The following is a 20,020-nucleotide window of genomic DNA, read 5'->3' as shown; positions in this document are numbered from 1 at the left end:
AGACATGACCCTTTGGACCAACGATCTGTCGGGCTCCGTCAACCGTGTCGGGCCGGACGTGACGGATGCGCGGGTGACCCCGACCGGGAGCGACATCCAGCTTTACGTCTCCGATTTGGCGGCGACGGTGGGTGGCACCACCGAAGACGTGACCGCGCTCCAGGTCGCCAAGCTGGATAAGGACGGCGATGCGGGGGCTGTCACCGTGGCCGGCCGCGCGCTTGCCGACCGCGCCGCCGATGTGGTCGACGTGATGGACGCCCCGTATTCCGCCGTCGGCAACGGCGTGGCGGATGACACCGCGGCGCTGGTCTCCGCGATCGCGGCGGCGACCAACGGCCGCATCTTGGTCATCAACTACCCGCTGTATCTGGCCTCTCCGCAGAGCGTCGTCGTGCCAACCAGCGTCACCCTGCGTTTCGAGGGAGCGGGCACGCTGAAGTGGGACTTCGGTCAGCTCCAAGGGATGGTCGTGGCCTCCGCGGGCGGCGATTTCACGTCGATGCCCGTGGTGTCGGTTGCCGGCTCGACCCTCGTCACCACGGCCAAGCTCAACCGCGTGGAGGTGGCGGCTGGCGGGTCCGGCTACGCGCAAGGCGACGTCCTGACGGTGCCCGGCGTGACCGGCACAGCGCCGCCCGTGGTCGTGGAGACGGTGGACGGATCGGGCGCCATCCTGCAGGCTCGGCCCGACTACAACGCCCTGGGCTCGGCGACGGCCATCCCGGCGAACCCCGTCTCCATCACCGGGGGCAGCGGCAGCGGCGCGGCGCTGACCCTGTATTGGAACATCAACACCGTGTCGGTCACGGCTGGCGGCGCCTACATTACCCCGCCGCCGGTGACGATCTCGGGGACCTACGTCCACAAGCCGGTCCTGATCCCCCGCGGGCGCTACCCGACGATCTTCGGCGCCATCGAGGCGCCGTCGATGAAGCCGATCTTCACGGGCAACTATCGCTATGTGCATGGTGCCATCCGCTCCCCGACCTGCCCGGTGACATGGTGGGGCGCTGCCGGCGGTGTCGACAGCACCCACGCCTTCCAGTGCGCCGCTTTCCAGGCGCAGGCGGTTGACGGGGTGGTTGAGGTGCCGCCGCAGAGCGTGCCGTACCGGATCGGCACCGTCGCGCTCGGCATTCAGTATGTGCTGCGCTCCTGCGCCGTCGTCGGGCCGTCGCGGCGCGATGTGCCCTACACGGGCACTGGGGTGCTGATCAAGCTGCTGGATGGGCACGACGGACACATGTTCATCAAGCCGATGCGGACCGGCGCAGTGCAGCTCCGCAATCTGCGGCTGGACGGCAACCAGCCCATGCAGGCGCCCGGCGCCAAGTCGTCCGCGATCTTCATCGAGGACGATTGGACCCGCAGCTACTATTGGGGTGGCTCCATTGAGTCCTGCTGGGTCACCGACACAGCGTGGCACGGCATCTATATCGGCTGGCACCAAGACGCCGGCCAGATGCGCGATGTCTGGGTGCAGTATGCCGGCGGCGGGAATTGGGCCTCAACCAGCACAATCACCGACAACGGCGTCCACGGCATCCTCAACCGTGCCTACGATTGGAAATATTCCAACGTCGATGTTGGCCGCTGCTACGGCGACGGCCTGCACATCGAGCGCGGGTCGCAGATACAAATCACCTCGCTCGCCAGCTATGGCAACGGCGGTTGCGGCCTGTCTCTGGACGCAACGTCAACCGATCTGATGATTGCGACGAGCGCTTTCGACCACAACAAAAAGCACGGCGTCTATCTGGGCGGTGCGGTTGTTGGCAGTATCCGTTCCGGTCGATCCATCGATGCGTGTGTGTTCCGTGGAAACTCTCGCTCGTTGAGCAACGAATACTCCGATATCTACGTGGCGAGCGACCATGACCTTTCGGTTTCGGGGTGCTCCTTCGATGGGTCTTCGGACAGCACGAGGCCGAAATACTGCATCGAGTTCGATGCAGGCTTGTCCCCGTCCTCGGTTGCGTGGTCGGGCAACTCGTATGGGACAAGCGGACGTCTCTCGTACGGGACCGCGCTCACGAATAACTTCTCCAAGCTGTTCGTGGCAGGTGGCGCGGGGGTTGGCCTGCACTTCGACACGGCGGCCAACAACTTCGCCATGGAGGGAGTGACCCGGTTCGCGTCCGGGCTCACGTTCGGCGACGAGGCGTTGTCTGCCTACGATGTCGGATCATGGACGCCGACGCTGACGGCCTCCACGACGTCCGGAACCCACACGTATTCGGTCCAGGCTGGCGAATACGTCCGGATCGGCAATCTGGTCTTCGTGTCGGGCCGGTTGGAAGTGACCGCCAAGGACGCTGCGCTCAACGGCAACGCTCGGATTTCCGGCCTTCCGTTCGTGTCGTCAAACGCGATGGTGAGCAATCACGACAGCGGCGTTCAGCTCACGTCCGTGACCGGGCTGACGCCGACGGCAGGCTATGACCGCGACGTGTTCGGCGGCATCCCCAAGGGCGTGTCGTACATCAGCCTGAAGGCCTCCGGCACGTCCGGCACCGGGACCATCAATCACACCAACCTGGGCTCGGCGCCCACCTTCCAATTCAGCGGCATGTACCGCGTCTGAGGGGGATTACAGAAATGCTGACCGAAAGCCGCGAGCTGCTGTCCGTGAAGATCGTGCCGCCCGTGTCCCTGGAGGTGTGCGTGGTCACCGTCGTCCGGCGCGACGGCGCGGAGATCGCCCGGAGCGAGCGTCACCGCTATGTGTTGGAACCGGGCGACGACCTTTCCGAAGAGCTGCCCGTGGTGGTGGCGCAGGCGCAAGCCCTGTGGACGCCGGAAGCGGTGGCGGCGTGGCGGGGGGCGCAGTCGGTGGAGGAGGCCCCGGAGGCGGGGGCGGGCCAGTAATGGCCCCCCTGCTCTCCGTTCGGGCTGGGGAGCAGGTCGCGAGCGGCCTGTTCGTCTCCACGAACCCGCTCGATGCCCCGCTTTGGGTGGATGGGCGGAACGTCATCTTTCGGGACGGGGGCGTTGAGAAGGCCCCCGGCTTCGTCTCGCTCCTGACGGTGGCCGATGCCGGCACGCTCCGCGGCATGGACGCGATGACGGACACGGCGCTGATCCAGCGTCTGTTCCTGGGGGATGCTGGGAAGCTGTACCAGTGGACGGCGGGCACGCTCTCCACGGTCGGCACGGGCTACGCGGGGGAGGTCGACGAAGGAGGGGCGGCGCCGGCCTCCTGCTGGAGCTTTGCCGGCTACGGCGATTGGATGCTCGCGGCCAACGGGAAGGACCCGGTTCAGGTCTGGAAAAAGACGGTCGGGACCTTCGCCGCCCTCGATGTGGACGGACAGTTCGCGGCGGCAGAGGTGCTTGTCCGGCGCGGTCCGCACCTTCTGGCGTTCGGCACGGCCGGCGGCGCGGCGGGGGCCGCCGGCATGTACCATTGGTGCAGCGCCGACGATCCCGAGAATTGGGACCCTGACGCCACCGACAGCGCGGGCTTCCAGCCCATCGCGGAGCTGCAGGGGCCGATTGTCGCCGCGGTGCCGCTGGGCGACATGATCGCGGTGCTGGGGCGAAACCAGCTCTTCCTGGTCCGCTACACGGGCGCCCCGTTCTACTTCCCCTATCAGCCCGCCTTGACTGGCGTGGGAGCGGTCGGCAAGCGGGCCGTGGTCGAGGCCAACCGGCGGCTCTACGGCATGAGCCGGGCGGGCTTCTGGACGGCGGACGGCACGCAGTACCAGTACATCGACACCCCGGCCCTGCGGGATTACCTGCTGCCCCGCCTCAACACGGCGCAGCTATCCAAGGTGGTGTGCTGGTACGATCAGGCGAACCAACTCGTCCTGTGGTCGGTCCCAACGGTCGGCGCCGAACCTGATGTGACGGTCGGCTACCATGTGGCGTCGGGCGTCTGGACCATCTTCGATTGGGCGCGCAGCGCCGCGGTGCCGCAGGTCGGCGTGTACCGCCAGCCCTACACCGCCGGCGCCGGTGGCGAGGTCTACACGCACAACAGCGGCGTCGATGCCGGGGCCGGTGTCGGCATGGCGGCCTATGTGCAGTCCAAGCCGCTCGACTGCGGCGACGCGGGCGTGTGGAAGGCGGTCACCGAAGTGCGGGCGCGGCTCCGCCGGCTGGCCGGAACGGTCAACCTGCGGATCGGCACGCAACGCAACAGCGATGATCCGGTGACGTGGCTCCCGGCCAAGGTGCTGGACGACGGCAACGAAAGCCTTTGGCTGCGCGCCAGCGGGCGATACCTCACGCTCCGGATCGAAGGTTCCGCCGTCGGCGCTGATTGGGCGCTGACCGGCTTCGATCTGCTGGGCGCCTCTGCGGGAGAGCGGCGATGAACGGCTTTGGGGCGGTGTTGCCCACGCGGGGTCCTGGCGAAAGCGCAGAGGCCTTCCTTGACAGGCTGATGCCGGCGCTGGAGGGCGCCTTCTACAGCATCACCGGCCCGGCGGCGGCGAACACCTACGACAGTCAGGGGCGGGTGATCCTGTCCCCGGCCGGGCACACGGTCTATCGGGATGATGGGTCGGTGGCAATCGCACCCAACGTGATCCAGATCGACACGGACGATCTGGCCGAGGGGGCGGTGACGCTGGCGCAGACGGACATTCCCACGCTGGTCCTGGCGAACAGGGCCGTCATCGGCGATGCCCTGGTGCTGAACCTGCTGGCCGGCGACGTCGAGGCCGTCACCGCGAAGATCGACAACCTGGAAGTCAACGACGCCAACGTTGCGAACATGTCGGTGACGAAGCTCCTGGCCGGCACCATCGGCGTCAATGGCGTCTATGTCGGCTCCCCCGCCTTCGAGCTGGCCGGCGCAGACCGGCAGTTGCGGGTGAAGGACACGCAGGCTGTTCCGGTGACGCGGGTTGAGCTGGGGCGCACGGGCGCCGGATCGGCGGATTACGGCCTTCGGGTTCGCGCCGCTGACGGGACCGAGATCCTCAACGCCAACGGCCTGGGCGTGCATGTGGTCGGAACGGGCAATCTCGCCTATGCCGCCGCGACGGCGCCGGTCTCGGCCTTCACGCAACTGCAATCGACGATCTGGCCATGGTGGACTTCGGCGCAGTCCGTAACCATCACGGTCACGGAGCCAACGAGCATAGTCTACCTTTCGTTCGTCTGCTCCGTCGCAATCATCAGTGACCCTACGGCCGACTGCACTGTGCAGGGCCGGTTGATGCGTGGCGGATACGCCTTGGTCACAACGTCGAATGTCGCGTTCGCTCCGCTCGGCAGCGGCTCCTACCAATCCGTCGTGATGTCCATCAACGACATGCCGGGGGTCGGGACATGGACGTACTCCGCTGATCTGCAAAGCGTCGCCGTCGCGCCACCATCAACGTGTCTGGCCCAGGCCAAGCACATATTCGCGGTGGAGTTGAAGCGATGATTAGATACGCCGTCTACATGCCGGACACCGGGCAAATCCTCCGCACCGGCTTTTGCGCGCCGGACGCTGCGCCGCTCCAGGCCGGACCCGGCGAGGCCGTCACGGAGGTGCCGGCCAACGTGACCGACGAAACCCACCGCATCATGGACGGCCAGGCCGTCGAGAAGGAGTGAACTCATGGGCCTGTTCGACAGCCAGACCACGGTGAGCAACACGCCCGATTGGGCCACCGATTATATGAAGCAGAACCTGGGCCTCGCCGGTCAGGTCGCTGCACAGCCCTATCAGCAGTATGGCGGGCCGCGCGTCGCCGAAAACCCGATGCTGCCCGGCCTGCTCAACCAGTCCTTGGCCCTGGCCGGGGTGCAAGGGATGATCCCCGGCGGCTACAACACCGCGGCGGGGGTGGCCGGCTACAAGCCGGAGACGGTGGCCGGGAAAGACCTGTCCGGCTACATGAACCCGTTCACGCAAAACGTCATCGACAGCACGGCCGGCGAGATGCGCCGACAGGCGGCCATGACCGATCAGCAGATCGGCGGGCAGGCAGGGCAGGCCGGGGCTTACGGCGGCGCTCGCCACGCTCTGCTCCAGGCGGAGAACCAGCGCAACCTGAATGACCAGATCGGCAACATGACGGCCGGCCTGAACCTTCAGAACTTCCAGAATGCCCAGACGCAGGCTGTGGGCGACATCAATCGGGGCCTGCAGGGGCAGGCGCTGAACCTGCAGGCCGCCGGGCAGATGGACCAGTCGGCCGCCGCCGACCTTGCCCGCCAGATGAGTTCGCTCGGCTTCGCCAACCAGCTCGGCCAGCAGCAGCAACAGCAAATGCAGAGCATCTACGACACGAATTACCAGTCGTGGCAGGACCAGCAGAACTACCCGCTGAAGCAGCTCCAGACCCGGTTGGCGGCGGCGGGCAGCCAGCCGATGCCCACGCAACAGACCTACTTTCAGAACGGCGGCGCGAACGCGATCGGCGGTGCGCTGGGCGGGCTGCAACTGGCGAGCAGCCTGGGGGCGGGCGACTGGGGCAAGGCGGCGGGCGCGACCCTCGGTGGCCTTGCTGGACTGTTCGGCTGATAGGAGGGCATCATGGCGTTCATTCCCGGCCTGTTCGGCACGGACGACACCGCAAGCACGTCACCTCTGCTCGGCGGCGCTTTGCCGTCCATGCAGGACTATGCGTTTTCCGGCGGGCTGCAAGCCATAGCGCCGCTCATGGGGCCGCAGCGCGCCCCGGTTGGCATGGGGCAGGTTTTGGCGTCGCTTGGCGGTGGAATGGCCGCCGGGCGTCAGCAGGGGCAGCAGGACAGCCTGCAACTGGCCAGCCTTCAGCAGAAGCTGCGGCAGCAAGAGGCCATCCGGAAGTATGCCGAAGCCCTTCCCGAGGCCGAGCGCGGCGCCTTCCTGGTGGACCCCGCGGCCTACATCAAGGCCAAAAACGAGGGCTACACGCTGGGCGAGGGGCAGAAGCGCTATCAGGGCGGACAAGTCGTGGCCGAAGGGCCGGAGAAGAAGCCGTGGGAAGGCGCAGTGAAGGGGCCGAACGGCCAATGGATCATGGACCCGAACTATCTGCAGGGTCGGACGGCCATTGCGGCGGCGGGCCGGCAGACGACGAACGTCACGGTGAATGGCGACAACGCCCTGCAGAAGGGGTTGGGCGAGGGCATCGCCAAGTCAATCGTTGAAGGGCGCGCTCGGGCGGAGTCTGCGCTGTCGCAGCTTTCCGCGATCAACGAGGCGCGCAAGTTGCTCGACAGCGGCATCATCTCCGGTTCTGGTGCCGGCTGGAAACTCGCCCTGGACAAAGGCCTGTCCAGCATCGGATTCGCCGACGGGACGCGGGCGGCCAACACCGAAGCGTTCATGGCGAACATGGGCCGGCAGACGCTGGAGCTGGTCAAGGGTCTTGGGTCTGGGTCCGGCATCTCGAACGCCGACCGTGACTATGCGGAGAAGGTCGCGGGCGGCAGCATTGAGCTGACCGAACAGAGCATCCGGAAGATCCTCGACATCAACGACCGGGCGGCGCGGTCGGCGGTCCGTCTCCACAACACCAACGTCAAGCCGGTCATCGATGACCCGAACACCCCCGCGACGGCGCGGACCTATCTTGGGGTTCCGGAGCCTGCTGCCCCTGCGTCGGCGCCTGCGGGACTGCAGCCAGGGGCCGTGCAACCCGCCGCGCGGCCGGGTCAGAAGGCCGGGGTTCCGACCTTCGCCAGCCCGAACGACGCGGCGTTCAAGGCGCTGCCGAGCGGGTCCGAGTTCTATGACCCCAACGGCGTCCTCAGGAGGAAGCCATGACCGATCCCGCCGACCCCTGGGCCGCCTATCCCGTCGTGGAGCAGCCTGTTCCCGTCGCCGCGCCCCAGGACGACCCTTGGGCCGCCTTCCCCGTGGTGCAGGACGCTCCGAAGACCGGGGCCGTCATGAACGCGGGGGCGGGTATCAACGAGTCGTTGGCGAACACGCTGGGGATGCCCGCTGATATCGCCAACTGGATACTCAGTGCAGCAGGGGTGCCCGTCGCCGAAAAGCAGTGGCTCGGCCGGGAGTGGTGGAAAGACCGCATGGGCGACATCGGCGCCGATCCGCGTAACATCGCCCCGGCGGACACCGCGGAGAAGGCCATCCGCGGCGCAGCGCGCGGAACCACGGACGCGTTGTCCGTGGCCCTGCCAGCCGGTGTTGCAGCGAACGCCCTGCGGGCCGGGACGATGGGCGAGGGCGTCGCTTCGGCCCTGGCCGCCCAGCCGGTCACGCAGGCGGCGGCCGGGGCTGTCGGCGGGGCCGCGGGGGAGGCGACGGACAGCCCAGCCCTTGGTCTGGTCGCGGCCATGGCCACTCCCTTGGCGGGCGCGGCGGTCCCGCGCGCCGTCACCCCCATCCGGTCGCAGCTCACCGCGGAGCAGGCACGCCTTGCCGGTGTGGCCGCGAAGGAGGGGATTCCCTTGACGCCAGCGCAGGCGACCGGCAGCCGGCCCCTTCAGACCATGGAGGCGGCCTTCTCCACGTTGCCGATGACGTCCGGTCCTCAGCGGTCGATCCAGGACGCGCAGCGTGCCGCCTTCAACCGGGCGATCCTGAAGCGGGCTGGCGTTGACGCCGACCGCGCCACCCCGGAGGTTCTGGACGACGCCTTTCGCGCCCTCGGGCAACGGTTCGAAGACCTCGCTGCCCGGACGACGGTCAAGGTCGACGACAAGCTGTTCTCGGATGTCGATGCCGTCGCCAAGGAGTATGGCCGGAGGCTGCCGTCCGACGTCGCTCCGGTGTTCCAGTCCTATATGGACGACCTGAACGCCATGCGGTCGGCCGTGGGGCAGGGTCAGACCGTCACGATCGAGGGGCGGGCGTTCCAGAACGTCGTTTCCGACGTTAAGGCGTCGGCCCGATCCGCGCAGAACAACCCGGCGCTCCAGAACGCCCTGGGCAAGCTGGCGGACGCTCTGGACAACGGGATGATTCGCAGCTCGCCGCGGGACGTGGCCAACGACTGGCTGAGGGTGCGGCGCGACTATCGGAACCTGCTGACCATCGATAAGGCGATGTCCGGCGGCACGCAAGCGGACCGGGTGGCCGGCGACATCCCGTTCAGCACCCTCCGGATGGCTGTGCGGAAGGCCGACCCTCGCGGGTTCTCTCGGGGGCGCGGGGAGCTGAACGATCTGGCGCGCGTCGGCGACTTCATCGGCGAGACGCGGGTCCCCTCAAGCGGGACATCCGAGCGCAGCACCATGACCGGCATGTTGACGGGCGGCGGCATCGGCGCTGCCGGCACCGGCACGCTCGCGAGCACCGGGGACCCCCTCCTATCGATCGGCGTTGGGCTCGGGGCTGCGGCGCTGCCGCGGGTCGTTCAGGCGCTCTACAACAGCCCAGCGGGTCGGGCGTGGCTGACGAATCAGGCCGCTGCTCAAGCGGGGCCGACCGTCAATAAGGGCTTGGCGGCGGCGCTGCTGGCCGGTGAGGTAAAGGGGCTGCTGGATTAGGGCTTCCAGCTCATGGACTTTGCGGCCTTCCGGCCATAGCGGATCAGGACGTAGAGCTTCATGAGCAGGTAGCTGCCGCCAACACCAAAGAGCAGCGAGCCAAACAGCCTCGCCTTCTCATTCTCGACTTCGTCAACGGTCATTTGCCAGTAAACCGCACACCCAATCACGATAGCAATGCCGCACTGGACGATCTGCCAGACCAGTTCGCTTCGGCTTTCTTTCATGACCCGCCTCATTCAACCCCCAGCAGCGTAGCCGAAGCGCTGCCGGGTGTCACGATCGCGACAACACTCCAACAGGCCGCCTTCCGGGGCGGCCTTTTTCTATGCCCGCAAGGAGGCATCATGAACACCTTCGAATCGGCCCTCGCCTTCGTCCTGCAGAAGGAGGGCGGCCCGGCGATCACCGACGATCCGCGCGACCCCGGCGGCCTTACCCGCTGGGGCATCTCCAAGCGCGCCTACCCGGATCTGGACATCCGCAACCTGACCCGCGATCAGGCGGCGGCGATCTACCGCCGGGACTACTGGGACTGGGCCGGCTGCGGCAACCTGCCGGCGGGCGTGGCGCTGTTCCATTTCGACACCGCCGTGAACCAGGGCGCGGGCACCGCAGCGAAGTTCCTCCAGCTCGCCGCCGGCGTCGAGGCCGACGGCAAGATCGGCCCGAAGACGCTCGCCGCCGTGCAGCGCGCCCGGTCCGCCGACCTGCTGGTGGAGTATGCCGCGCGCCGCGCCGACCACTACGGCCGCCTTCCGCACTTCCCGACCTACGGCCTGGGCTGGATGCGCCGGCTGGCCGCATGCCTCGCCCTGGCCATCACTGCCTGATCACGAACTTGCGCGAAATCGCAAGCTGACCCGCCGCCCGGCATCCCGCCCGGCGGCTTTTTGCTGCCTGAAAGGAGGCATTCATGCCCATCGCCCACCGCAAGAAGCTCGCCCTGGTCGCCTTCGCCGTTGCTGCCGGTGCGGTCGACTACTTCGCTGGAACCAACTTCCTCCCCATGGCGCTCCAGGCTCTCATGGGGATGTGAGAGGGCAGGGGGCGCCCCCGCGCCCCGCTACCTCCATTTGGCACACACGAGGAACGCCATGGACAAACATGGTGGAAAACAATCAATCTAACCATATGAAAATCAAAGGTTTCTGCACACGCTTCAAGTACCTCGACACCGGTCTCCTGCTCACCCTGGCCGTCCTGGGGGCGGAGCGCGGGAAGCGATTGCCGACAGGCTGACGGAAGTGCATACTTATGCGTGTTGAAACATTTCCGTGATCGTTCCATCGTGGAATCTCCGTCCATCCTGTTCGTCAACCGCGTGTTTCCTCCGGACAAGGGGGCGACCGGGCGTTGCCTGTTCGATCTGGCGCAGCGGATGGCCGCGATGGGCTGGCGCGTCACCGTCGTCGCGGACGGCGACGGTCCCAGCGATGCGCCGCCCGGCGTCACCGTCCGCCGCACCGGCAAGGGGCGCCCGCCGGAGTCGGGGGAATCGGCGGGAGACGCGAAGCTGACCACCCGCGGCTATCTGGCCGCCGCGGTGCGGCTGGTTCAGCGGGCGTTGCGCCTGCCACGGCACGACGTCGTGGTGACCATGACCGACCCGCCGCTTCTGGGGTGCGCCGGGCCGCTGATCGCCGCCCGCCATGCTGCGGCCTCCCTTCATTGGAGCCAGGATGTGTTTCCGGCCCTGCTGCCGGTGCTGGGCGTCCGCTTCCCGGAACCGTTGATGCGGATGGTCGAGCGGGCCAGCGTCCAGGCGCTGTGCCGGCAGGACGCGGTTGTGGCCATCGGGCGCTGCATGGCCGGGCGGCTGGCGGCGGCGGGTGTGCCGACCGAGCGGATCACCGTTCTGCCGAACTGGCCCGATCCGCGCATCCGGCCGATTCCGCGCGTCGACAACCCGTTCCGGCGGGAGCATGGACTGGGCGGCCGTTTCACCGTGGCCTATTCGGGAAACATGGGGCTGGCCCACCCGATGGCCCCCCTGCTGGACGCGGCGACTCTGCTGGCGCGCAGCGACCCCGACATTGCGATACTGTTGATCGGGGAGGGGCGGCGGCGGGCCGCCGTGGCGGAGGCGGTGGAGCGGCGTGGGCTGACGAACGTCCAGGTGTTGCCGCTCCAGCCGCCGGACCGGCTCGCCGAAAGCCTGTCGGCGGCCGATCTGCATCTGGCGACCATGGACCCGCGGGCCGAAGGGCTGCTGGTGCCCAGCAAGGTGGCCGGCGTCTTGGCGGCCGGGCGGCCCTGCCTGTTCCTCGGGCCGGCGGGCAGCGATGCGGCAGCCATGCTGGAGGGCTGCGGGCAAAGGCTGGCGCCGGACGACGTGACGGGGCTGGCCGCCGCGATCCGCCGCTATGCCCGCGATCCGGCCCTGTGCGCCGCGCAGGGAGCGTGGGCGCTGTCCGTCGCATCGGCTTGGGACGCCACGGTGGCGGCGCGGCGCTTCGCGGCGCTGGCGGACGGGCTGCGCCGGGCGAAACGGCGCGGTGACGCCGTTCTGCCGGGGCGGAGTCTGCCCCATGCCTGACGGAATGCCGTTGCGCCGCTTTCCGTTGGAGGCCGGAGCCGCGGAGGCGGGACGACGGCTGCGGCGCTTCGTGTGGACGATGCGGCAGGGTTGGCCGATCCTGCTCGTCGGGGCGGCGCTGGGCGTGGTGGCGTCGGTGGCCGCCTTGCGGCTGGTGGCGCCGCAATACACCGCGGTGATGGTGATCGGGCCGACCGCGCGCGTCGGCGCGGCAGCCATGGGGGCGCGGCTGCCCGTTCTGATCGGCCGGGAAACCGCCGCCGCGGCGTCGGAACCCGGTCCGGGGGACGAGATCCTTTCGGATTTCGCGCGTTACCTCCAGCTTTTCACCTCCATTCCGGTGGCGGAGCGGATGATGGCCGATCCGTTGCTGCTGCGTGGCCTGTTCCCCGACCGCTGGGACGAGGAGGCGGGGGCTTGGCGCCCCGTGCCCGGTCCCACGGCGTCCGCCAAGCGGCTGTTCCTCGCGCTCGTCGGCCGGTCGGACTGGGTGGAGCCCGATGCCGAGCGCGTGGCGAGCGCGCTGCGCGAGCGACTGACCGTCGACATGGTGGGCAGCGGGCCGATGCGGCGGCTGCGCCTGCGTCACGCCGACCGCGCCATGGCGTTGCGGCTTCTGTCCGCCGCCGCCCAGGCGACCGACGCCCATCTGCGGGCGGAGGCGTCCCGCCGCAGCGCCGCGCAGATCGCCCATGCCCGCGCCCGTCTGGTCGGAATCACCGTGGCCGAGCACCGCCGCGCCCTTGCCGGCCTTCTGTCGGAGCAGGAGCGCATCGCCATGATGATCGAGGTCGATCTGCCCCTGGCGGCGGACGCCATCGAACCACCCGCCGCGGCACAGCGCCCGGACTGGCCGAACCCGCTGACGGTGGTTCCGATGGCGGCGCTGGTCGGGCTGGTGGCCGGGGCGTTCGCCGCCAGCCTGCGGCGCCTGTGGCGGGCCGGTGGGGAGGCGGGACCGTGATCCCCGTATCGGTCGTGGTGATGACCCGCAACGAGGCGGTCAATCTCCCCCACTGCCTGTCCGCGCTCGACCGTTTCGCCGAACGCTTCGTGGTGGACAGCGGAAGCACCGACGGGACCCCGGCCATCGCCACCGCGACGGGCGCGCGGGTGGTGCCCTTCCAATGGGACGGGCGGTACCCGAAGAAGAAGCAATGGTGCCTGGACCAGCTGCCGTTCTGCCAGGATTGGGTTCTGTTCGTCGATGCGGATGAGCGGCTCGGTGGTGCTCTGGTGGAGGAGATCGCCGCGCTGATGGCGACGGGGCCGCGGCATGCCGGCTACTTCATCGACGGCCGTCCGGTGTTTCTCGGCCGGCGCCTGCGCTTCGGAACGGGCAACCGGAAACTCGCCCTGTTCGACCGCCGCAAGGCCCGCTTCCCCCCGGCGCCCGATCTGGACGTCGCCACCATGTGGGAGGTGGAGGGGCACTACCAGCCGGTGATCGACGGCACTGTCGGACGGCTGCGCCACAGCCTGGACCACGCCGACGACAAGCCGGTCGCCGCTTGGTTCGAACGGCACGCCCGCTACGCCGACTGGGAAGCGGCGCTGCGTTCGGATGGGCGGATGAGGGACCTGATTGGGCTGGAATCCAGGGCGCGGCGGTGGCTGAAGATGGGCTTCAACCAGTTGCCGGCCCGTCCGCTCCTGGTCTTCCTGTATGGATATGTTTTGCGGCTGGGCTTCCTGGACGGCGGTCCGGGACTCCAGCACGCGCTGGCCCGGGCCTTCTATTATTGGCAGATCGGCGTAAAGATCGCGGACACGAGACGGCGGGCCGGGCTTCCCGCGTCCACCGATGACTGAGGGCCGGATGACGGTGCCGTGCCTTACACCGCCTCGTCCAGGGCGCGCTCGCCGCCCAGAGCCTTGAGAAGGTCGAAGGTGCGCTTGCGCACGGAGGAGTCTTCGATGCGGTAGTAGGCCCGCACCAATTCCAGGGTCTCGCGGCGGGCCATCGACTCGAACTCTTCCGTTTCGGACGGCGGAACGTCGGGCGACGGGGTGGCGATGTGTTCCGGCGACGGCATGTCTTCGAAGAAATAGCTGACCGGGACGCCCAGAACCTGCGACAGGTTGAACAGGCGGCTGGCGCTGATGCGGTTGGAGCCCCGCTCGTACTTCTGAAGCTGCTGAAAGGTGATTCCCACGGCCTCGCCCAGCTTCTCCTGGCTCAGGCCGAGCAGGGTCCGGCGCAGCCGCAGCCGGGCGCCGACATGGATATCGATCGGGTTGGGTCCCTCGCCACGGCGTGACAGCGTGTGGGCGGGTGATAGTTTGGATTTCGTGGCGCTCATAATAGACCCTCAGTATGGAGGTGGCGCGCGCCACCAGGGAAATTGGTTAGTTCAGAAAGTAAATTCTATGCAACTTTTCGTGCGCATCAATAGCTAGATGCGTGAAATCGTCGTCAAAGTTTATGAAAGAAATGATCGTTCATTTGATGAGAAACGATATTTCGCGTAAAGCCATGGAGTTGTCTGCCGCAGGGTAAGGGCAAGCCATTGTAATGCCCATAATGTTGCGTTGGCCGTGTGGCCGAGCCCAAGCAACTCGCGACGGATGATCGCCTGCTCCCGACGGCCGCGCGCCGGGTCCTGCTGGGACCGTCCGCCAGGGGCGAAAATGCATACTGAAAGTGGCAGGCGGTGCGCCGGGGTCCCCCGTCCGAGGACCGTCACGGTAAACGCATAATCGGCGGCCAGCCCGTGGCGCAGATCGAATCGGATGTCGGACAGACCCGCCAAACGGTAGACCATAGCTTGGTGGTGCGTGAACATGCCCAGCAGGGCGCGGCGGTGCGACCGTGCCCGTTTCACCACCAGCCGTCCGCCGGAACGTTCCTCCAACGCGTCGCCATAGAACAGGCCGGTGTCCGGATGTTCGGCCAGGATCGGGAGAAGCCGCTCCAGAACCCGGTCGTCGGCCAGCCGGTCGCCGGCGTTGAGGAACAGGACGTGGCTGCAGGCGCGGAGAGGCGACCGTTCGGCGATGGCGTCCAGGGCGATGTTCATGGCGTCGTACAGTCCACGGTCAGGGGCCGAGCGCCACCAGACCGCCTCGTGGCCGTGGCGGGCCAGCCAGCGGCCGGTTCCGTCGACGGAGCCTCCATCCGCCACGAACCAGTCGTAGGCCGCCGTGGTCTGGGCGCGCAGGCTGGCGCGGGTGGCCATCAGGCCGGTCCGGTCGTCGCGGACCACGGTCACCACGGCCAGCCGGAGCCGTCCCGCTCCGTCCGTCATTCGGAGATCACCGCGATGGCCGCGGCCGAGATGGCGAGCTGGCCGAGGATCGTTCCCATGTTCTTGGAGAATTCCATCAGGTCGAACGGCTTCGGGTCGCGCGGCACCACGATGGAGGAGCCGGGCGGGATCGCCGTCACCGTGTGGTTCCAGGAGGACAGGGAGAGCGGCTGCGCCCGCCCGTCCGGTAGAACCAGGAAGATGCGGGCGTCATCGGCGTTGCGGCTCGCTCCCCCTGCGTCGCGCAGATAGCCGTCGGCGGTCTTGCCGCTGACGAACTGGGCGGCGGTCGGGTGCAGAACTTCCCCGGTCACGGTGACGGTAAGCGGGCGTTTTGGGATGACGATGCGGTCATCCGGCTCCAGCAGCACATCCAGTTCCGGCCGCTGGCGCAGCACCAGAGGATCGGCCTCGACCACGATGCGGCCCAGCGGCTCCACCCCGCGCAATTGGGTGGCAAGCTGCCGGGCCAGCCCGACCACGTCCGAGCGCGCGGCCTCGCCCTTCTCGACCTCCTGCACCATCCAGCGCTCCAGGTCGCGGGCCTGCTGGTCGAACCAGGCGCGCTCGCGCTTGCGCTCGCTGTCGCGCAGGAAACTGGTCCCGGCGGGATAGGCTTCCTCCGTCAGGCCGCCGGCCCGGTCGATCAGGGACGAGAGCGTCTCGCCGCGCGCCACGTCGTAACTGCCGGGGCGGCGCACCGCACCGGAGATGGTGACCGCCCGCGCCTCCAGGGCCTGCGGCACCGGGTTGATGCGCAGGCTGTCCCCCGGATGCAGCGCCGTCCGGGCCGATGCACCGTCGCGGAGGTCCAAACGGCGGCGCTGGCCGGCGGCGGTGGTGATCTCCACGCTGGAAAAGTCGGCGGTCGTGGCGGGGCCGCCGGCGGTTGCCAGAAGAGCCTCGACGCTCGCCGTCTCCGCCACGGGATAGGTGCCGGGGATGCGCACGGCACCCCGCACCTGCACGCCGCGTTCCCGCACCAGCGCCGTGACGCCCTCGGGGAGCGTTTGCCGGGCGTCGGCGGGTTCGGAGTCGGTCGGCGGCGCCTGGGGCTTGCCATCCTTGTCGGAAAGGCTGGTCAGCGAACGAACCTCGGCGATGGAGAGCAGCCGCACCCGATCGCCGTCGGCGAGCGCGCGGTTGGCCTGTCCGGAGGCCACCTCCTGCGGCGAGAACGGAAGCAGACGATGGGAGAGGGTGCGGCGGTCGAAGCGCTCGATGACGCCCAGCAAGGGGTAGACATCCCGCCTCAGGGCATCGCCGCCGGACAGCGCGTCGCGCAGCGTGGCGACCCCCGCCAGCGGACGGACGCCGGGGCGGCGGGCGTGACCGATCAGCTCGTAGACGGGGGTGTCCGGCTCCAGAATGCTCCCCGCTCCTGCCGGGCGGCGTTGCGCCGCGCCTCCGATCGAGGGAGGATCATCGTAGGGGCCGGCCTCCGGCCCCCCGGCGGCAATCGCCAGTTCCGTCGCGCTTCCCCGTCCGGCGGAGGGATAGAAGCCGGGACGGGGGACGCCGCCCATCAGCAGGGAGGCATGCTCCAGCGCGAAGACGAGCAGGTCCGGAACGGCGTCGAACAGGGGTGGGCAGGGCGTGCGGCCTCCGGTGAGTCCCGCCGCCGCCCGTGCCTGAGGTCCGCTGGACAGCGGACCATCCGGCTGCGCCGTCAGCGCGCGGGCCAGCACGACCAGTCCGCGGCACGCGTCCGGGGCCGGCTCGCGCGCGCCGCGCAGCAGCTCCAGCACCGGTTCGGAAGTCAGGAAGTCCACGTCGTCCGCGCCCAGAACGTAAAGAACGTCGTTCTCGGCGAGGGTGCGGCGGTCGCGGCCGTTGAGCACGGCCCCCAGATCGACCGGCTGGAGAACGCGCGCACGGCCGCCCGGACGGGTCGAGGCCAGAACCGCGAAGGGAAGGTAGGGCGACGGCCCCAGATCCGCCGCCGAGACCAGGGCCGTGATGCTCGGGGTCCGCTCCAGCGCCCGCGGACCGGGGCGCAGGACATGGCCGTCCAGCCGCAGGTCGCCGCGCCGGTCCTCGCGGCGTGGCGCCATCAGCAGCAGGTCGCCGTCGCTCAACCGGGTCGCGTCCGCGTCCGCCAGTTCCTCGGCCAGCTCCTCGCCGTTGGGTCCGATGGCGTAGCGGAGCGCCCTATGCGCGCCGGGCCGCAGGAAGCCACCGGCCATGTCCCGCGCCGCGGCGGCCGGCAGCCGATCCTGATCGGGAGGAAGCTCATAAACGCCGGGGCGCTTCAGCGGACCGGCCAGCGCCACGGTGGGGCCAAGCGGCGGCACGAAGATGCGGTCGCCGTCGCGCAGGCGGATGCCGGCGCTCGCGCCGTCCCCGGTCATGAACAGGTCGTACAGGTCGACGGGCAACCCTGTGGACGGGACGTCTCCGGCGGTCTGGGCATGGAACAGGCGGATGCGGCGCAGGGACCCGGCGCGGGTGACGCCGCCCGCAGCCGTCAGCGCGTCGATCAGCGTGGCGAAGGCCCCCACATCCTGCCGGCCCGGACGCGCCACGGCGCCGGTCACCAGCACGCCGATCCGCCGGATTTCGGTCACCGAGACATAGACCTCGGTGTCGGGAAAGGAGGCGGTCACGGCGTTCGCCAGTTGGGCGCGCAAGTCCGCCAGGGTCAGACCCTGCGCCACGACGGGCCGAACGTCATCGGCGGTGAGCAGCCCCGCCGCATCGATGATGTGGCGCTTGCTGGAGGATTTCTGGCCGCGCAGGGTCACCAGGAGCTCGTCGCCCGGTCCCAGCGTGTAGTCCGCCTGCACGCCGCCCGATCCGTCCCGCCGCGGCGGTTCCGCGCCGAACTGGTCGTAGCCGAACTGCAGAAGGACGGACCCCGCCCGTTCGCTGTAGGCGGCCTCGATCGCGGACAGGGCTCCCGGGAGCGGGGCGGGTTTCGTCTGGGGCAGCGGCTCGGGCGGGCGGGCGTGGAGCGCCGGAGGGGGCGGTTCCGCAGCCGATGTGGCGAGCCCCCAGACGATCACGGCCAGCGGCACCAAAAGAGCGAGGATTCTGCGCAAAGAGTCACACGTGGATTGTGGTGGCGCCGCACCTCTGCCCCATAGCGGGTGTTCAATCCGGGTGCTATGAACACTATTGCGTGCGTGTTCGTGAAAAGGCAACGGCCAAGCTGCGTTGCCGCGCCGTCCCGCGGCGTGTAGACTGCTGGGCATCGCGTGGAGCGCGCAGGAGCCGCGAGCCCATGGTTGCCGGTGTATCGTCCAGTGGCGTTTACGGCGTGCCGCTTCAGCGGCCCGGCCAGCCGGCGCGTGACCGGAGCCAGGACGGCGCTCGGGACACCGCTCAGACCGGCACCGGGCGCACCATCGCCGACCAGCCGGGCACGCTGACCGACGATCAGCAGCGGCAGGTTCAGGACCTCAAGCGCATCGACGCCAGCGTCCGCCAGCACGAGGCGGCGCACCAGGCGGCCGGCGGCCCCCATGCGGGTGGCGCAACCTTCACCTTCACCCGTGGGCCGGACGGCAAGAACTACGCGACCGCCGGTGAAGTGCAGGTGGATGCCGGCGCGGAGAGCGACCCCGAAGCCACCGTCCGCAAGATGGACACGGTCAAGGCGGCGGCCCTGGCACCCTCCGACCCGTCCGCTCAGGACCTGCGTGTCGCCCAACAGGCCGACGCCGCCAAGATGCAGGCGCAGCAGCAGTTGCGGCGGACGGGTTCGGGATCAAGCGCACGCAACGGCGGTCCGTCCGACCGGCAGGATGGCGGCGATGATGCCGCGATGCTGAGGGATACCGCCGCGCCGGCGCTGGCGGCGCGCGGCGCGGCGGCTTATGCGTCGGCGTCCGGCATCGGCCAGCGCACCGGCAGCGCCGGCATCATGGTCTGACGCCGGACGGTCCGGTTGCGGGGCTCAACGGCGGACGGGGGACTCGCCGTCGAGGGTCAGCAACGGGCCGTACAGCTCCGGACGGCGATCGCGGAAGATGCCCCAGGAGGCCCGCTGGGCGGCGATGCGGTCGAGGTCGAAGCTGGCGGTCAGGACCGTCTCGCTCTCCCGGTCGGCCTGCGCGACCAGCTCCCCGGTCGGCCCGGCGATGAAGGAGGAGCCGTAGAAGGTGATCCCGCAGGTGTCCCCCTCTTCCCGGCCGATGCGGTTGGAAGCGACCAGCGGCATCAGGTTGGCTCCGGCGTGGCCCTGCATGACCCGCGTCCAGTGGGCCTGGCTGTCCAGCGAACCGTCCTGGGGTTCGGACCCGATGGCGGTGGGGTAGAACAGGATTTCCGCGCCCTTCAGCGCCATGGCGCGGGCCGATTCCGGAAACCACTGGTCCCAGCAGATCGCGCAGCCGATGGCGGCGTAGCGCGTCTTGTAAACCTGGAAGCCGGTGTCGCCGGGGTTGAAATAGTATTTTTCCTGATAGCCGGGGCCGTCCGGGATGTGGGACTTGCGGTAGACGCCCAGCACCGAGCCGTCCGCGTCGATCATCGCCAACGAATTGTAATAGGCGTTCCGCGCCCGCTCGAAGAAGCTGGTGGGGATGACCACCGACAGTTCGCGGGCGAGCGCGCTCATCCGCGCGATCACCGGGTGATCCTCGACCGGGTGGGCGAGGGCGAACAGATCCTGCTTCTGATCCTTGCAGAAGTAGGGCGTTTCGAACAGTTCCTGAGGCAGGATGATCTGGGCGCCGCGCGCCGCCGCGTCGCGCACGAGGCGTTCGACGCCGTTCACATTGGCGTCTCGGTCCCAACCGCAGGCCATCTGGGTCGCCGCGACGGTGACGGTGCGTCCGGTGCTGGGGCGCATAGGCTGATGCTCCTGTGCTCTTGCGTGGTGCTGTGCCGTGTTAAGGGG

Annotated in this window: 19 protein-coding genes; 14 read left to right on the top strand and 5 right to left on the bottom strand. The window is 68.9% G+C overall.

Going from position 1 to position 20,020, the window contains the following annotated elements:
• Positions 1–4: 4 nt before the first annotated feature.
• The 8 genes from ABAZ39_RS07020 to ABAZ39_RS06990 are packed head-to-tail and all read left to right on the top strand — an operon-like array spanning position 5 to position 9,390.
• On the top strand, positions 5–2,587 hold the full coding sequence (locus ABAZ39_RS07020) for a right-handed parallel beta-helix repeat-containing protein (protein WP_038527970.1): 2,583 nt from the start codon (positions 5–7) through the stop codon (positions 2,585–2,587).
• 14 nt (positions 2,588–2,601) lie between these two features.
• Positions 2,602–2,871: a hypothetical protein gene (locus tag ABAZ39_RS07015; RefSeq protein WP_038527967.1), complete on the top strand. Its 270-nt coding sequence runs from the start codon at positions 2,602–2,604 to the stop codon at positions 2,869–2,871.
• Positions 2,871–4,325, top strand: coding sequence for a hypothetical protein (locus tag ABAZ39_RS07010; protein WP_038527965.1), 1,455 nt, complete (start codon positions 2,871–2,873; stop codon positions 4,323–4,325). Before ABAZ39_RS07015 ends, ABAZ39_RS07010 begins: the two co-directional genes overlap by 1 nt.
• Entirely contained in the window at positions 4,322–5,386 is a 1,065-nt protein-coding gene (locus ABAZ39_RS07005; protein ID WP_144243470.1) for a hypothetical protein, read from the top strand. Before ABAZ39_RS07010 ends, ABAZ39_RS07005 begins: the two co-directional genes overlap by 4 nt.
• Positions 5,383–5,559, top strand: coding sequence for a hypothetical protein (locus ABAZ39_RS36065; protein ID WP_160174803.1), 177 nt, complete (start codon positions 5,383–5,385; stop codon positions 5,557–5,559). The genes ABAZ39_RS07005 and ABAZ39_RS36065 overlap by 4 nt, the downstream gene beginning before the upstream one ends.
• A 4-nt stretch (positions 5,560–5,563) precedes the next feature.
• Positions 5,564–6,472 carry a hypothetical protein gene (locus ABAZ39_RS07000; protein ID WP_038527952.1) on the top strand — a complete coding sequence of 303 codons (909 nt, stop codon included), beginning with the start codon at positions 5,564–5,566 and terminating at the stop codon, positions 6,470–6,472.
• Between the two features lie 12 nt (positions 6,473–6,484).
• Positions 6,485–7,702, top strand: coding sequence for a hypothetical protein (locus tag ABAZ39_RS06995; protein WP_038527950.1), 1,218 nt, complete (start codon positions 6,485–6,487; stop codon positions 7,700–7,702).
• Positions 7,699–9,390, top strand: coding sequence for a hypothetical protein (locus ABAZ39_RS06990; protein WP_038527948.1), 1,692 nt, complete (start codon positions 7,699–7,701; stop codon positions 9,388–9,390). The genes ABAZ39_RS06995 and ABAZ39_RS06990 overlap by 4 nt, the downstream gene beginning before the upstream one ends.
• Here ABAZ39_RS06990 and ABAZ39_RS06985 read toward each other — a convergent pair.
• Positions 9,387–9,617, bottom strand: a complete 231-nt coding sequence (locus tag ABAZ39_RS06985) for a hypothetical protein (RefSeq protein WP_038527946.1) — start codon at positions 9,615–9,617, stop codon at positions 9,387–9,389. The two genes, ABAZ39_RS06990 and ABAZ39_RS06985, sit on opposite strands and share 4 nt — an antisense overlap.
• Before the next feature lie 120 nt (positions 9,618–9,737).
• Between ABAZ39_RS06985 and ABAZ39_RS06980 the strand changes: the two genes are divergently transcribed.
• The 5 genes from ABAZ39_RS06980 to ABAZ39_RS06965 all read left to right on the top strand — a co-directional run bounded on the left by ABAZ39_RS06980 (position 9,738) and on the right by ABAZ39_RS06965 (position 13,741).
• Complete coding sequence (locus ABAZ39_RS06980; protein ID WP_038527944.1) at positions 9,738–10,223, top strand: glycoside hydrolase family 108 protein; 486 nt, start codon at positions 9,738–9,740, stop codon at positions 10,221–10,223.
• Between the two features lie 83 nt (positions 10,224–10,306).
• Positions 10,307–10,429 (top strand): hypothetical protein, encoded by a 123-nt coding sequence (locus tag ABAZ39_RS37385; protein WP_014241519.1) that lies wholly within the window; start codon positions 10,307–10,309, stop codon positions 10,427–10,429.
• A gap of 252 nt (positions 10,430–10,681) precedes the next feature.
• On the top strand, positions 10,682–11,929 hold the full coding sequence (locus ABAZ39_RS06975) for a glycosyltransferase family 4 protein (protein WP_038530897.1): 1,248 nt from the start codon (positions 10,682–10,684) through the stop codon (positions 11,927–11,929).
• Complete coding sequence (locus ABAZ39_RS06970; RefSeq protein WP_247881643.1) at positions 11,922–12,893, top strand: GumC domain-containing protein; 972 nt, start codon at positions 11,922–11,924, stop codon at positions 12,891–12,893. Before ABAZ39_RS06975 ends, ABAZ39_RS06970 begins: the two co-directional genes overlap by 8 nt.
• Positions 12,890–13,741 carry a glycosyltransferase family 2 protein gene (locus ABAZ39_RS06965; RefSeq protein ID WP_081862904.1) on the top strand — a complete coding sequence of 284 codons (852 nt, stop codon included), beginning with the start codon at positions 12,890–12,892 and terminating at the stop codon, positions 13,739–13,741. Before ABAZ39_RS06970 ends, ABAZ39_RS06965 begins: the two co-directional genes overlap by 4 nt.
• Before the next feature lie 23 nt (positions 13,742–13,764).
• On the opposite strand, the gene ABAZ39_RS06960 is transcribed toward ABAZ39_RS06965, so the two are convergent.
• The 3 genes from ABAZ39_RS06960 to ABAZ39_RS06950 form a co-directional block, all read right to left on the bottom strand.
• Positions 13,765–14,232 carry a helix-turn-helix domain-containing protein gene (locus ABAZ39_RS06960; protein WP_014240329.1) on the bottom strand — a complete coding sequence of 156 codons (468 nt, stop codon included), beginning with the start codon at positions 14,230–14,232 and terminating at the stop codon, positions 13,765–13,767.
• Between the two features lie 120 nt (positions 14,233–14,352).
• Entirely contained in the window at positions 14,353–15,177 is an 825-nt protein-coding gene (locus tag ABAZ39_RS06955; protein ID WP_038527940.1) for a glycosyltransferase family protein, read from the bottom strand.
• Positions 15,174–18,194, bottom strand: coding sequence for an SLBB domain-containing protein (locus ABAZ39_RS06950; protein ID WP_247881650.1), 3,021 nt, complete (start codon positions 18,192–18,194; stop codon positions 15,174–15,176). Before ABAZ39_RS06950 ends, ABAZ39_RS06955 begins: the two co-directional genes overlap by 4 nt.
• Before the next feature lie 206 nt (positions 18,195–18,400).
• Between ABAZ39_RS06950 and ABAZ39_RS33905 the strand changes: the two genes are divergently transcribed.
• Positions 18,401–19,051: a putative metalloprotease CJM1_0395 family protein gene (locus ABAZ39_RS33905; protein ID WP_081862903.1), complete on the top strand. Its 651-nt coding sequence runs from the start codon at positions 18,401–18,403 to the stop codon at positions 19,049–19,051.
• A gap of 24 nt (positions 19,052–19,075) precedes the next feature.
• Here the strand turns inward: ABAZ39_RS33905 and aguB are convergent, their stop codons facing one another.
• On the bottom strand, positions 19,076–19,972 hold the full coding sequence (aguB, locus tag ABAZ39_RS06940; protein WP_038527936.1) for an N-carbamoylputrescine amidase: 897 nt from the start codon (positions 19,970–19,972) through the stop codon (positions 19,076–19,078).
• Positions 19,973–20,020: the final 48 nt, after the last annotated feature.

Source organism: Azospirillum argentinense, assembly GCF_000632475.1.
Taxonomy (GTDB): Bacteria; Pseudomonadota; Alphaproteobacteria; order Azospirillales; family Azospirillaceae; genus Azospirillum; species Azospirillum baldaniorum.
Note: the sequence above shows the minus strand (reverse complement) of the source record. Positions and strands in the feature narration are given on the sequence as shown.